Source organism: Pseudonocardia alaniniphila, from assembly GCF_022524485.1.
Classification (GTDB): Bacteria; Actinomycetota; Actinomycetes; order Mycobacteriales; family Pseudonocardiaceae; genus Pseudonocardia; species Pseudonocardia alaniniphila.
Genome location: NZ_JAKXMK010000043.1, coordinates 1 through 12,928 on the forward strand (window position 1 = coordinate 1; position 12,928 = coordinate 12,928).

At 72.1% G+C, this 12,928-nt stretch carries 12 protein-coding genes; 6 read left to right on the forward strand and 6 right to left on the reverse strand.

What is annotated here, in order from left to right; translation table 11 throughout:
• Positions 1–156 precede the first annotated feature (156 nt).
• Complete coding sequence (locus MMF94_RS37395; RefSeq protein WP_241042209.1) at positions 157–618, forward strand: hypothetical protein; 462 nt, start codon at positions 157–159, stop codon at positions 616–618.
• Between the two features lie 37 nt (positions 619–655).
• The gene (locus MMF94_RS37400) at positions 656–2,611 is read left to right on the forward strand and encodes a S9 family peptidase (RefSeq protein ID WP_241042210.1); all 1,956 of its coding nucleotides are present in this window, start codon (positions 656–658) and stop codon (positions 2,609–2,611) included.
• A gap of 25 nt (positions 2,612–2,636) precedes the next feature.
• On the opposite strand, the gene MMF94_RS37405 is transcribed toward MMF94_RS37400, so the two are convergent.
• From MMF94_RS37405 to MMF94_RS37420, 4 genes are all read right to left on the reverse strand, one after another.
• Positions 2,637–3,518 carry an amino acid ABC transporter permease gene (locus MMF94_RS37405; protein ID WP_241042211.1) on the reverse strand — a complete coding sequence of 294 codons (882 nt, stop codon included), beginning with the start codon at positions 3,516–3,518 and terminating at the stop codon, positions 2,637–2,639.
• Positions 3,515–4,165: an amino acid ABC transporter permease gene (locus tag MMF94_RS37410; RefSeq protein ID WP_241042212.1), complete on the reverse strand. Its 651-nt coding sequence runs from the start codon at positions 4,163–4,165 to the stop codon at positions 3,515–3,517. The genes MMF94_RS37405 and MMF94_RS37410 overlap by 4 nt, the downstream gene beginning before the upstream one ends.
• 72 nt (positions 4,166–4,237) lie before the next feature.
• Positions 4,238–5,137 (reverse strand): glutamate ABC transporter substrate-binding protein, encoded by a 900-nt coding sequence (locus tag MMF94_RS37415; RefSeq protein ID WP_241042213.1) that lies wholly within the window; start codon positions 5,135–5,137, stop codon positions 4,238–4,240.
• A 62-nt stretch (positions 5,138–5,199) separates the two neighbouring features.
• Positions 5,200–5,928 carry an amino acid ABC transporter ATP-binding protein gene (locus MMF94_RS37420; RefSeq protein ID WP_241042288.1) on the reverse strand — a complete coding sequence of 243 codons (729 nt, stop codon included), beginning with the start codon at positions 5,926–5,928 and terminating at the stop codon, positions 5,200–5,202.
• Positions 5,929–6,057: 129 nt separating this feature from the next.
• Between MMF94_RS37420 and MMF94_RS37425 the strand changes: the two genes are divergently transcribed.
• Positions 6,058–6,762 carry a response regulator transcription factor gene (locus tag MMF94_RS37425; protein ID WP_241042214.1) on the forward strand — a complete coding sequence of 235 codons (705 nt, stop codon included), beginning with the start codon at positions 6,058–6,060 and terminating at the stop codon, positions 6,760–6,762.
• 3 nt (positions 6,763–6,765) lie between these two features.
• Positions 6,766–8,175, forward strand: coding sequence for a sensor histidine kinase (locus tag MMF94_RS37430; protein ID WP_241042215.1), 1,410 nt, complete (start codon positions 6,766–6,768; stop codon positions 8,173–8,175).
• A gap of 16 nt (positions 8,176–8,191) precedes the next feature.
• On the opposite strand, the gene MMF94_RS37435 is transcribed toward MMF94_RS37430, so the two are convergent.
• The gene (locus MMF94_RS37435) at positions 8,192–9,160 is read right to left on the reverse strand and encodes a TAXI family TRAP transporter solute-binding subunit (RefSeq protein WP_241042216.1); all 969 of its coding nucleotides are present in this window, start codon (positions 9,158–9,160) and stop codon (positions 8,192–8,194) included.
• 63 nt (positions 9,161–9,223) lie between these two features.
• Between MMF94_RS37435 and miaB the strand changes: the two genes are divergently transcribed.
• Together miaB and MMF94_RS37445 are read left to right on the forward strand one after the other, a co-directional pair.
• Positions 9,224–10,699, forward strand: a complete 1,476-nt coding sequence (gene miaB / locus MMF94_RS37440) for a tRNA (N6-isopentenyl adenosine(37)-C2)-methylthiotransferase MiaB (protein ID WP_241042217.1) — start codon at positions 9,224–9,226, stop codon at positions 10,697–10,699.
• A gap of 53 nt (positions 10,700–10,752) precedes the next feature.
• Positions 10,753–11,226 carry an Rv2732c family membrane protein gene (locus tag MMF94_RS37445; protein ID WP_241042218.1) on the forward strand — a complete coding sequence of 158 codons (474 nt, stop codon included), beginning with the start codon at positions 10,753–10,755 and terminating at the stop codon, positions 11,224–11,226.
• A 51-nt stretch (positions 11,227–11,277) separates the two neighbouring features.
• On the opposite strand, the gene MMF94_RS37450 is transcribed toward MMF94_RS37445, so the two are convergent.
• Positions 11,278–12,528, reverse strand: coding sequence for a DUF349 domain-containing protein (locus MMF94_RS37450; RefSeq protein WP_241042289.1), 1,251 nt, complete (start codon positions 12,526–12,528; stop codon positions 11,278–11,280).
• Positions 12,529–12,928 lie beyond the last annotated feature (400 nt).

The following is a 12,928-nucleotide window of genomic DNA, read 5'->3' on the forward strand; positions in this document are numbered from 1 at the left end:
GGGGGGGGGGGGGGGGGGGCGCCCCCCCCGGGGGGGGGGGGGGGGGTGCGGGGGGGGGGGGGGGGGGGGGCGGCCCCCCCCCCCCCGCGGGGGGGGGGGGGGGGGGGGGGGGGGGGGGGGGGGGCCCCCCCCGCGGCGGGTGGTCAGTCGTCGTCGTTGGAGGAGTTGGAGCTGGAGTTGCTGGAGGAGTTGGAGCTGGAGTTGTTCGAGGAGTTCGAGCTGGAGTTGTTCGACGAGTTCGAACTCGTGTTGCTGGAGGAGTTGGAGCTGGAGTTATCCGAGGAGTTGGAGCTGGAGTTGTTCGACGAGTTCGAGCTGGAGTTCCCGGACGAGTTGGAGCTCGTGTTGCTGGAGGAGTCCGAGCTGCAGTCGTCGGAGAAGTTGCTGGAGAAGTTCGAGCTCGACACCGGGAGGATCTCCGCAGGTGCCGTGCTCGCTCCGGCCGTACCGACGCCGATCGCTGCGGCGATGCCGACAGCGCCGATGCCGACGGCAGCGGCCTTCAACGTCCTGCTCTTCGGTGTGCGCATGATGTACTCCGTCGCTCGGGTCCCGCGGCGCGGGACGACTCGTACGAGATTCGGCGTCGGCGGTGAGCACGTGATGAGGGCCTCGTGACAGCTCTCTCATCCGGCGTCCTACTAGCGTGAGGGCCGTGCCGACGATCGAGCGTCCCTACGGTTCCTGGCCGACCCCCATCACCTCGGAGAAGGTCGTCGCCGCGTCGGTGCGGCTCTCCGGGCTCGTCGTCGATGGGGCCGACATCGTGTGGTCCGAGGGACGGCCCACCGATGCGGGCCGAACGCAGCTGGTGCGCCGTGCAGAGGACGGCACCACTGCCGACCTGTTGCCCGCCGGACGCGATGCCCGCACCGCGGTGCACGAGTACGGCGGCGCCGCCTGGTGGGTGCGCGACGGGATCGTGTGGTTCAGCGACTGGGCCGACCAGCGGCTGTACCGGATGGCCCCGGGGGCCGCCCCCGAGCCGCTCACCCCGGAGCCGGCCGCGCCGCGCGCAGACCGCTACGCCGAGGGGGACGTCGCTCCCGACGGCACCTGGATCGCCTGCATCCGGGAGCACCATGCGGGCAGCTCGGCGGTCGACGTGCGCAACGAGATCGTCCGGATCGCGGCCCACACCCCGTCCGAGCCGGAGGTGCTCGTCACCGGTCCGGACTTCGTCGCCTCGCCCCGGATCAGCCCCGACGGCAGCTCACTCGCCTGGGTGCAGTGGGACCACCCGTCGATGCCGTGGGACGACACGCAGCTGCTGGTCCGCGACCTCCGTACGGGCGAGGAGACGGTGGTGGCGGGCGGCCACGGCGAGTCGGTGTTCGAGCCACGGTGGAACGAGGACGGCTCGCTGTGGTTCATCAGCGACCGCACCGACTGGTGGAACCTCTACCGCTGGGTGCCCGGGGCCGACATCCAGCCCGTGGTGCGCGAGGAGGCCGAGATCGGTTCGGTGGGGTTCGGCCTGGGTTCGGCCTACTACACGGTGCTCCCCGACGCCCGGGTGGTGTTCGTGCGCCGCCGCTCGGGTTTCGACGCCCTTGTCGTGCGCGAGCCCGACGGCTCACTCGCCGAGCTGGACCTGGGGTTCTCGGTGATCACGGCGGTGCAGCCGGCCGGCCCCGGCACGGTGGCGGTCATCGCCGGCGGCCCCGTGGCGGAGCCGGGGGTGTACCTCGTGGACCTGGCCGCAGGCACGCTGGAAGTCCTGCGCCCGCCGCGCGACATGGGCATCGGGCCGTCGATGCTGTCGGTGCCCGAGCCGATCTCGTTCCCGTCGGTGGACGGCGCGGGCACGCCGCGCACGGCGCACGCGCTCTTCTACCCGCCGGCGCACGAGCAGTACCACGGCCCGGAGGGCGAGCTGCCGCCGTTGATCGTGGTGATCCACGGCGGTCCGACGTCGGCGGCCGTGCCCGTGCTGAGCCTCGCCCTCCAGTACTGGACGAGCCGCGGGTTCGCCGTCGTCGACGTCAACTACGGCGGGTCCACCGGCTACGGACGCGCCTACCGGGAGGAGCTGCTCGGCGAGTGGGGCGTGATCGACGTCGCCGACTGCATCGCGGCCGCGCAGTGGCTGGCGGAGCGGGGACGGGTCGACCGCAACCGGCTGTGCATCCGCGGAGGATCGGCCGGCGGGTACACGACGCTCGCGGCGCTGGCCCGCGAGGACACCCCGTTCGCGGCGGGCGCCGACCTCTTCGGCGTGGCCGACCTCGCGGCGCTGGCCGCCGACACGCACAAGTTCGAGAGTCGCTACCTCGATCGGCTCGTCGGCCCGTACCCGCAGGCCCGCCAGGTGTACGAGGAGCGCTCGCCGATCCACCACGTCGACCGATTCCACCGCCCGCTGATCGTCCTGCAGGGCAGTGAGGACGAGATCGTGCCGCCGAACCAGAGCGAGCTGATCGTCGAGGCGCTGCGCAAGCGCGGGCTCCCCGTCGCCTACCTGCTCTTCGACGGTGAGCAGCACGGCTTCCGGCGCGCGGAGAACATCCGCCGGGCGCTCGACGCCGAGCTGAGCTTCTACGCCCAGGTGCTCGGCTTCGAGCTGCCCGCGGACGAGGGGATCGAGCCGGTGGTCGTGGAGAACCTCTGAGCGTGCCCACACACGCCGCAGGGCGTCACGCTCCGCCGGTGGCGCCCCCGGTGTCCATCAGCGCCGGGTCGGCCGGCGCCGCGGCCGTGCGCCTCGCCCGCGAGAGCCTGCGCTCCACGTACTCCGCGAGCTTGCCGAGGGCGTAGTTGATGACGATGAAGATCAGAGCGACGATCGCGTAGATCTGGATGGGGTTGTGCAGCGTCTGGATGATGATGTTCGCCGTCCGGACGAACTCCTCGTAGCTGATGATGAAGCCCAGCGAGGTGTCCTTGACGATCACCACGAGCTGGCTGATCAGCGCGGGGAGCATCACCCGGAACGCCTGGGGCAGCAGGATCGAGGAGAGCACCTGACCCCTGGTCAGCCCGAGGGAGTAGCCCGCCTCGGCCTGGCCCCGTGGCAGTGACGCCACACCGGCCCGGATGATCTCCGCGATGATCACCGAGTTGTAGGCGGTCAGCCCGATGACCAGGTACCACAGGATCGGCAGGTCGAGCCCTACCTCGGGCAGCACCCTGGCCGCGAAGAAGATCGCGATCACCACGGGCACGCCACGCAGGAACTCGATCACCCCGACGACCAGCCAGCGGTAGTACCGGTTCGCCGTGATGCGGCTGACCGCGAAGAGCGTGCCGATCACCAGCGAGAACACGAGCGTGAGCGCCGCGGCCACGAGCGTGGCGACCAGGGCCTCGCCGAGCAGCCGCCAGACCGCCGCGAAGTCGGAGTTGAACGGGTTGATCAGCGGGCCCCACAGCTCACCGGAGAACTGGCCCTGGCCCGCCAGCCGGATGATCACGAGAGCGATCACGACCAGCACGATGACGCCGGCGACGCTGCTGGAGATCAGGGTGCGGCGCCGGGCGACGGGCCCCGGTGCGTCGTAGAGGACGGAGGTGGTCATCGAGCCACCGCAACCTTCCGCTCGAGTACGCCCAGCAGGATGCCGCCGGGGATGGTCAGGAGCAGGTAGCCCAGGAGCACACCGGCCAGGACGCCCGCAGCGGCGTAGCCCTGGGCGGAGGTGAGCTGGACGCCGTTGGCGAACAGGTCGCCGCCGACACCGAACGCGCCGACGATGGCCGAGTTCTTGATCATGGCGATGATCACGCTGCCGAGCGGGGGCACGACGGTGCGCAGCGCCTGGGGCAACACGATCAGCGACAGCGACTGGCTGAACGTCAGGCCGATCGCACGGGCGGCCTCGGCCTGCCCCGCGGACACCGAGTTGATGCCACTGCGGACGGCTTCACAGACGAAGGCGGCCGTGTAGCAGGTCAGCCCGATGACGCCGAAGTAGAAGTAGGACCCGTTGATGCCCAGCTCGGGCAGCCCGAACGCCACAGCGAACAGGACCACGGCCAGCGGGGTGTTACGGAAGACCGTGACCCAGGCCGCGCCGACCATGCGTAGCGGTGGCACCGGCGAGACCCTGAAGCCGGCCAGGATCGTGCCCAGGACGAGCGCACCGATCGCGGAGAACAGGCAGATGCGCAGCGTCTGGAGGAAACCCTGCGCGTAGAGCGGGAACTGCTCGACGATGACGCCCACAACACCCCTTTCGCACCGAGGAACGGCACCGGGGTGCCGACCGGCATGGTCGGCACCCCGGTTCCGGAGAGATCAGCTGCAGGCGCCGGCGGCGGGCAGCGGCGGGACCTCCGGGGTGACCTTCCCGACGGTCGAGTCCCAGGCTGCCTTGTAGCTGCCGTCGGCCTCCGCCTCCTTGAGCGTCTGGTCGATGAACTCGCAGAAGGCGACGTCGCCCTTCTTGATGCCGATTCCGTAGGGCTCCTCGGTGAACTTGTGGTTCACGAGCTTGAACGCCCCGTTCGACTGCTCGATGAGGCCGGTGAGGATGACGTTGTCGGTGGTGACCACGTCGACCTGACCCGTGCGCAGCGCGTCGGCGCACTTCGAGTACACGTCGAACAGCGTGAGGTTCGCCGGGTCGATGTACTTCTTGATGTTCTCCGACGGGGTCGAGCCCGACACGGAGCAGACCTTGGCGTTCGCGGCGCGCAGTGAGTCCGGGCCGGTGATGGTGGTGTTGTCGCTCTTCACCATCAGGTCCTGGCCCGCGACGTAGTACGGGCCGGCGAAGCTGATCCGCTCCTTGCGCTTGTCGTTGATCGTGTAGGTGGCGACGACCATGTCGACGCGGTTCTGCTCGATCACCTCCTCGCGCACGGCGGACGGCGCCTCGGTGAAGGTGATCTTGTCGGCCGGGATGCCCAGCTTCGCCGCGATGATCTTGGAGATCTCGACGTCGAAGCCCGCGGGGTTGCCGTCGAGCCCCTTCAGGCCGAACAGCGGCTGGTCGTACTTGGTGCCGACCCGGATGGTCTGTGCCTTGTTGAGGGCCTCCATCGTGGAACCGGCCGGGAACGAGGCGCCCTGCGCGACCGACGGCGCGGCACCCGAGGAGCCCCCGAGCGAGGACGACTGGTCCCCACAGGCGGTGGCGGCGAGCACCACGGCCGCCGCGACCGCGGCGATCCGGGTGATGTGAGCGAGACGCATGGTGGTGCAGGTCCTTCCGTCGGTGCGAGAAACGAGGCCGTGCGGGCCGGGCGAGCGGCCTGTCAGTGCGTGAGGATCTTGCCGAGGAAGTCCTTGGCGCGGTCGGAGGAGGGGTTGGAGAAGAACGCGTCGGGCGCCGCGTCCTCGACGATCTCGCCGTCGGACATGAACACGACCCGATGGGCGGCCCGGCGGGCGAAGCCCATCTCGTGGGTGACGACCAGCATCGTCATGCCGTCTGCCGCGAGTGTGGTCATCACGTCGAGCACTTCCTGGACCATCTCCGGGTCCAGGGCGGATGTCGGCTCGTCGAAGAGCATCACCTTGGGCTTCATGGCGAGCGCTCGGGCGATGGCCGCGCGCTGCTGCTGGCCGCCGGAGAGCTGGGCCGGGTACTTGTCCTGCTGGTTGGCGATGCCCACGCGTTCGAGCAGCGCGAGACCGTCCTTCGCGGCGGCAGCCTTCGACGTCTTGCGAACCTTGGTCGGCCCGAGGGTGACGTTCTCGAGGATCGTCTTGTGGGCGAACAGGTTGAAGCTCTGGAAGACCATGCCGACGTCGGCGCGCAGCGCAGCGAGGGCCTTGCCCTCCTCCGGCAAGCGCTTACCATCAACCTCGATGATGCCGCTGTCGATCGGTTCGAGCCGGTTGATCGTCCGGCAGAGCGTGGACTTGCCGGATCCTGACGGGCCCAGCACCACCACGACCTGGCCGCTGTCGACCTCGAGGTTGATGTCGCGCAGGACGTGGAGCTCGCCGAAGTGCTTGTCGACGGACGCCATGCGGATCATGGCGGTGTTGGTCACTGTAGGCCTCCGGGCATGGCGGGACGCTAGGACGATGCGGACGCATCAGTCCAGCACCTTGAGCAACCCATAGGGTTTCGCTCCGATAACGCTCGGCGAGAAGGTGTGGGGGAATTGCACATCCTGCTGGTTGAAGACGACGATCGGGTGGCCGCTGCACTGCGGCCCGCATTGCACCGTAACGGGATGACGACCACGCGGCTCGCGCACGGCCGCGGGGTGGTCGACCATCTGGCCGGGGTCGACGTGGTGCTGCTCGACCTCGGTCTGCCCGACATCGACGGAGTGGATGTCTGCAGGGAGATCCGGGCGGTCAGCGAGGTGCCGGTGATCGTCGTGTCGGCTCGCGGCGAGGTCGACGACCGCATCCTCGGCCTGCACTCCGGGGCGGACGACTACCTCGTCAAGCCCTACGACATCGGCGAGCTCCTCGCACGGGTACATGCCGTCTACCGCCGGCGCCGGGTCGTCCCGGCCGCGGGATCCGCCGGCCCGGACGACGTGGTGGTGATCGACGACGTCAGCGTGGACCTGCACCGCCATTCGGTCACGGTCGCAGGCAGGCCGGTCAACCTCACGCGCAAGGAGTTCCAGGTACTCGCGCTGCTCGCGAGCTCGGGCGGCGCGGTGTGCCCGCGCAGCCGGATCGTGGCGGAGGTGTGGGGCCGCACCTGGGCAGGCGCCAACCGCACCCTCGACGTCCACGTGGCCACGCTGCGCACCAAGCTCGGCCGGGCCGACCTCGTGCAGACCGTGCGGGGCGTGGGCTACCGGCTGGGAGTGCCCGACAACGGACCCTCCTTCAACGGCACGGAGTAGGGGGTGCGCGCCCGGCTCCTGGTGATCGTGCTGTTCCTGGTCGGCATGCTGGCCGTGGGGCTGGGCGTGCCGCTGGCCCTGACGAACGCGCAGGCGAACCAGCTCGAGCTCTTCACCGACCGGCTGACCGACACGATCTTCTACGCCTCGCTCGCGGAGCGCCCGATCACCGAGGCGGACACGTCGGGGCTGGAGGCCGACCTACGCCGCTACGACTCCGTCTACGGCGTCGCGGTGATGGTGGTGGACCGGGGCGGCCGGGTGGTGGCCACCTCGCGGCAGCCGCCGCCAGTGCTCGACGACGCGGGCCGCCGGCGTGTCGAGCTCGCGCTCGCGAACCGGCGCTCGGAGTCGTACCCGCCGCTGCTGCCCTGGGACGACCGGCCGCTGGTGCTCGCCGAGCCGGTGCTGGTCGATGCCGAGGTCCGCGGGGCCGCTGTCACGGTCTCGCCGACCGACGCCCTGCGTGCCGAGGAGGTGCGGGTGTGGTCGGTGGTGGCGGCCGCCGGGCTGCTCGCGCTCGTGCTGGCCGTGCTGGTCGCGCTGCCGATCGTCCGGTGGATCCTGCGCCCGGTCCGCAGGCTCGACGAAGGCACCGGACGGGTCGCCGCCGCGGTGCTCGCCGGGGCCGAGGCCGAGCCGGTGGCCGACGGGTCCGGACCGCCGGAGCTGCGCAGGCTGTCGGTCTCCTTCGACCGCATGGCCGAGACGGTGACACAGGCGTACTCCGCCCAGCGGGCCTTCGTCGCCGATGCGAGCCACCAGTTGCGCAACCCCCTCACGGCCCTGCGCCTGCGGCTGTCCAACCTGGAGGGGCGGGTCGACGCGACCGCCGTCGAGGACCACATCGCCGCGCTGGAGGAAGCGGAGCGGCTCTCGACACTGCTCGACGGGCTGCTCGCGCTGGCGCGGGCCGAACGCACCGCGCCCGTGGTGGCGGTCGAGGTGGACCCCGCCGTTGCGGACCGGATCGAGGCCTGGCGTCCGCTGGCGGAGCACACCGGCCTGCGGCTCGTCCGCTGCGGAGAGCGCGGCCTGAGTGCGGCCGCGCCGGTCGGGGCGATCGAGACGGTGCTCGATGCCGTGCTGGACAACGCGGTGAAGTTCTCGCCGCCGGGCGGCGCGATCACCGTGCGCACCGGTGTGACCTCCTCCCACGTCGAGATCGCGGTGCGGGACACCGGCCCGGGCCTCGCTCCGGACGAGCTGGAGCGGGCGACCGACCGGTTCTGGCGCAGCCCGGGCCAGAGCAACGTCGAGGGCTCCGGGCTGGGGCTGGCGATCGCCGCCCGCACCGTCGAGATCGCCGGGGGTGGGCTGGAGCTGGAGCTCCCCGCGGGCGGAGGCCTGCAGGTGATCGCACGGCTGCGCCGGGTGCCCCCGGAGGAGCCCGGGGACCCCGTGGGCGGCTAGTGCCGCGGAAACGAGGTCAGATGGCCTTCGTCATGCGGAAGAACCGCTCCGCGCCCGGGTGCAACGGCACCGGCTGGGTGCCGATGGCGGCGCGGGGATCGATGGTGAGAGCCGCCGGGCTCGCCACGGCAAGGGCCGGCTGCGCCTCGAACAGCCCTCTCACCAGCGCGTTCGCCAGATCGTCCGGCATCGCGGCGGCCACCAGCAGGAAGTTGCGCACGAGCAGCGTGGTGACGGGCGCCGGGATGCCGTAGGTCGCGGCCGGGACGGTGCCGGGCGCGTACGCGGGGAAGGCCTCGCGCACCTGCGTGACCACGTCCTCGAGGTCGAGCAGCCGGATCGGCAGGGCCTGCGAGAGCCGGCTGATCCCGTCGGTGGGCACCCCACCCGACCAGAAGAACGCGTCGATCGCACCGCTCTCCAGCGCGGCCACCGACTCGTTGATCCCGAGCTGCTCGGCCTGCAGGTCCGTGTCCGGGTTCAGCCCGGCCACGCCCAGGAGCCGCGTGGCGATCACGTAGACGCCCGAGTCGCGGGCGCCGAGCGAGACCTTGGCTCCCCGCAGGCCTGCGAGTGTGGTGGCCGGTGAGTCGGCCCTGACCACGACGTGCACGACGTCGTCGTAGATCCGGGCGAGCGCCCGCGGGGCGCGCGGATCACCGGGCGCGGACCGTTCCAGCTGGTCGGCGGCCGTGTCCACCTGGCTGAAGATCACGTCGGCCGCCCCCGCCGCGAGGAGCCGCAGGTTGTCCACCGAACCGGCCGTCGAGAGCACAGCGGGCCGGGTCTCGAACCCCAGCTTCTGCTGCCAGGCGTCCGCGAGTGCGTTGCCGAGCGCGAAGTAGACGCCCTGGGTGCCGCCCGTGGCGAGGGTCAGCCGCGTACCGGCGTAGGGCGACGAGCAGCCGGGAAGCGTGCTGAGCAGGCCGAGAGCGCCGAGCCAGCGCAGCACGGAACGCCGGTCCACCTCACGCCCCCCCGCCACGGGGGCATCCTGCCGTGCCCGGCCGATGCGGTCGACCGCCCGGCGGCGGCCTACCCTCAATCTGTGAGCCGTAGCTACGCCATCCGCACATACGGGTGCCAGATGAACGTGCACGACTCCGAGCGGATGGCCGGGCTGCTCGAGGCGGCGGGGTACAGGAAGTCCGACTCGGACGAGGCCGACGTCGTCGTGTTCAACACCTGCGCCGTCCGCGAGAACGCCGACAACCGGCTCTACGGCAACCTCGGCCACCTCCGTCCGGTGAAGGACGCCCGGCCCGGCATGCAGATCGCGGTCGGCGGCTGCCTCGCGCAGAAGGACCGCGCCGAGATCGTCCGGCGTGCTCCCTGGGTCGACGTCGTGTTCGGCACGCACAACGTGCACGCCCTGCCCGTCCTGCTGGAGCGGGCGCGGCACAACGCCGTCGCCCAGGTCGAGATCGCCGAGTCGCTCGAGGTCTTCCCGTCCACGCTGCCGAGCAGGCGGGAGTCCACCTATGCCGGATGGGTGTCGATCTCGGTCGGCTGCAACAACACGTGCACGTTCTGCATCGTCCCGTCGCTGCGGGGCAAGGAGAAGGACCGCAGGCCGGGCGACGTGCTGGCCGAGGTCTCCGCGCTCGCGGCCGACGGCGTGCTCGAGGTGACTCTGCTCGGACAGAACGTCAACTCCTACGGAGCCGAGTTCGGCGACCGGGGCGCCTTCGCGAAGCTGTTGCGGGCCTGCGGCGACGTCGACGGCCTCGAACGGGTGCGGTTCACCTCCCCGCACCCCCGCGACTTCACGTCCGACGTGATCGCCGCGATGGCCGAGACGCCCAACGTGTGCCCGCAGCTGCACATGCCCCTGCAGTCCGGCTCCGACGACGTGCTGCGACGGATGCGCCGCTCGTACCGGTCGGCGCGCTACCTGTCGATCATCGACGAGGTGCGCGCCGCCATCCCGCATGCGGCGATCAGCACCGACATCATCGTCGGGTTCCCCGGCGAGACCGACGCCGACTTCGAGGCCACCCTCGACGTCGTTCGCGCTGCCGGGTTCGCGGGCGCCTTCACCTTCCAGTACTCGCCCCGGCCCGGCACACCCGCCGCCACGCTGCCCGACCAGCTGCCCAAGGCCGTCGTGCAGGAGCGGTACGAGCGGCTCGTCGCCGTGCAGGAGGAGATCTCCTGGGCGGCCAACCGGGCGTTCGAGGGCCAGGTCGTCGAGGTCCTGGTGGCCAAGGGTGAGGGACGCAAGGACGGCGTGACCCGCCGGATGAGCGGGCGCGCCCGTGACGGGCGGCTCGTGCACTTCGCCCCCGGAGAGGCGGGTCCCGCCGCGATCCGGCCCGGCGACGTCGTCGAGGTCGCCGTCGGCTACGGGGCACCGCACCACCTGGTGGCCGATGGTCCTGTGCTGTCCCACCGGCGCACGCGTGCCGGTGATGCGCACGAGGCGGGCACCCGGCCCGGCGGTGCCCCCACCACACTCGGCCTGCCGGTCTTCGGCGCCCCGGAACCGGTGGCGGCCGCACCCGGATGCGGTACCCGCACGTGAACGACGCACGAGCTGATCGGGCGCGGCCATCGAGCGGTGAGGGAGGAAGAGCGATGAACGAGCGGAAGGTCCCCGACGAGCTGGCGGCCCTCGACCAGGAGCTGGACCGGGCGGGCAGGCGCATCGAGCGTCAGATCGACCCCGGCCCCACCGCGCTGGCGGTGTCGATCGCGATACTCGTGCTGATCGGGGCGCTGATGCTGCCGTGGACCGGCTCGATCCGCGGGTGGGAGGTGTTCGCCGGCCTCGAGCCCCGGCTCGGGGTGCTGCCGCGCCTGTTCACCTACACCTCGCTCGGCTTCGGCCTGGTCGTCTCATCACTGGCGCTCGCCACCCGGTGGTGGGGACTGGCCTGGCTGGCCGCGGTGGGCTGCGGGATCTCCGTGGTCACCGGGGTGTGGGCGATCTGGTCCCGCCAGGTCGGGGCGCCGGTGGGCGCCACCGGGCCCGGCGTGGGGCTCGTGCTGGCTGTGCTCGCCGTGGTGACGCTCACCGTGTGCTGGGTGCGGATCGCCGGACGTCGCTGACCCACCGGCAGGCCCGGTGGCCCGGGGAGCGCACGGCCCCCCGGGCGTCCGTCAGCGCTGCCGCACCGCCTGCTCCGCGGTGGTGAGCCATTCGCGCCACTGCTCGGCCTGGCTCCGGGCCTGCTCGGCGCGCCGGGCGTCGCCGGCCGCCTGGGCCTTCTCCGCCTGCGCCTCGAACTGAGCCACCCGCTCGCGGAACTGCGCCACACGTGCCTCGGCCTCGGGGTCGGTGCGCCGCCACTGCCGCTCGGCGGCATCGCGCACCCTCTCCTCGACGGCCCGCAGGCCCGCCTCGAGCGGCCGGATGTCGTCGCGCGGAACCTTGCCGATCTCCTCCCAGCGCTCCTGGATGCGGCGCAGGGCGGCGCGGGCTCCACCCGGATCCGACACGTCGATCTTCTCGGCCTCGGCGAGCAGGGCCCGCTTCGCCTCCGCGTTGGCGGAGAACTCGGCATCCCGCTCGGCGAAGGTGCCGGACCGGCGTGCGAAGAACGAGTCCTGCGCGGTGCGGAACCGCTGCCACAGCGCGTCGTCGGCGTCCTTCTGGGCGCGGCCTGCGGCCTTCCACTCGGCCATGAGGTCGCGGAAGCGGGCCGCGGTGGGCCCCCAGTCGTCGGAGTCGCTGAGCTTCTCCGCCTCGACGACCAGCTCCTCCTTGCGAGCCTTCGCCGACGCGCGCTGGCGGTCGAGGTCGGCGAAGTGCGAGCCGCGGCGACGGTTGAACGACTCGCGGGCCTTCGAGAACCGCTTCCACAGCTGCTCGTCGGTCTTGCGGTCGATGCCGCGGATCGAGCGCCACTCGTCGAGGATCGCCTTGAACCGGTCGCCGGCCTGCTTCCACTGCGTGGCCTCGGCGGCGAGCGTCTCGGCCTCCGCGGCGAGCTCCTCCTTGCGAGCCACGGCGGCGGCACGCTGGGCGTCGCGGGCGGACCGGGCCGCGGTCACGGCCTCCTCGGCCTGTGCCATCAGCTCGTCGAGCCGGTCGCGCAGCCCCACCAGGTCGCCGACCACGGTGGCCTCGTCCAGCCCGTCGCGCAGCGTCTTGGCGCTGCTCAGCGCGTGCTTCGGATCGCCACCTCCGGCGGCGAGGCGGGCCGCGAGCAGCTCCGTCTCGGTGAGCAGGTCGTCGAACCGGCGGGCGAAATGGGCGAGCCCCTCCTCGGGCGCCCCGGCCTGCCAGGACCCGACGACCCGTTCCCCGTCGGGCGTGCGGACGTAGATGGTGCCCTCCGCGTCCACCCGGCCCCAGCGGCCCGGATCGACGCTCGCACTGGCGACGGGGGAGGGCTGGGCGACCGGCACCGGCGCGTCCGTGGCTGTGCCGCTCGCAGCCGCCGGTGAGACGACCGGTTGCGGGTGCGGCGCGTTTGCGACGTCGGTAGGGCTCGGGTGCGGCGCGTTGGCGACGTCGGCCGGGCTCGGGTGCGGCGCGTTCGCGACGTCGGCCGGGCTCGGGTGCGCTGCGCCGGCGACCGTGGCCGGGCTGGGCCGCGGCGGGGCGGGCGTCGCGGCCGGGCCCGGGCGAGGCGGCGCGGGCCGGGGCTGCTCCGGAGCGGCGGGCGCCGGAGTTGCCGTCGGCTCGGACGCAGGCGTGGGGTCCTGTGCGGCTGCCGGTGTGTCCGTCTGCTCGGCCGCTGCCTCGGCGCCGGCTTCGGCCGGGGCGGGAGTCGCCTCGGTCGCCGGGGTGGCCGTCGGTTCGGGC

Bases quoted from the DNA above. Each gene is read 5' to 3' on its own strand.
- MMF94_RS37405 (WP_241042211.1), bottom strand. From the start codon at position 3,518: ATGACCACCTCCGTCCTCTACGACGCACCGGGGCCCGTCGCCCGGCGC.
- MMF94_RS37415 (WP_241042213.1), bottom strand. From the start codon at position 5,137: ATGCGTCTCGCTCACATCACCCGGATCGCCGCGGTCGCGGCGGCCGTG.
- MMF94_RS37420 (WP_241042288.1), bottom strand. From the start codon at position 5,928: ATGATCCGCATGGCGTCCGTCGACAAGCACTTCGGCGAGCTCCACGTC.
- MMF94_RS37445 (WP_241042218.1), top strand. From the start codon at position 10,753: ATGAACGAGCGGAAGGTCCCCGACGAGCTGGCGGCCCTCGACCAGGAG.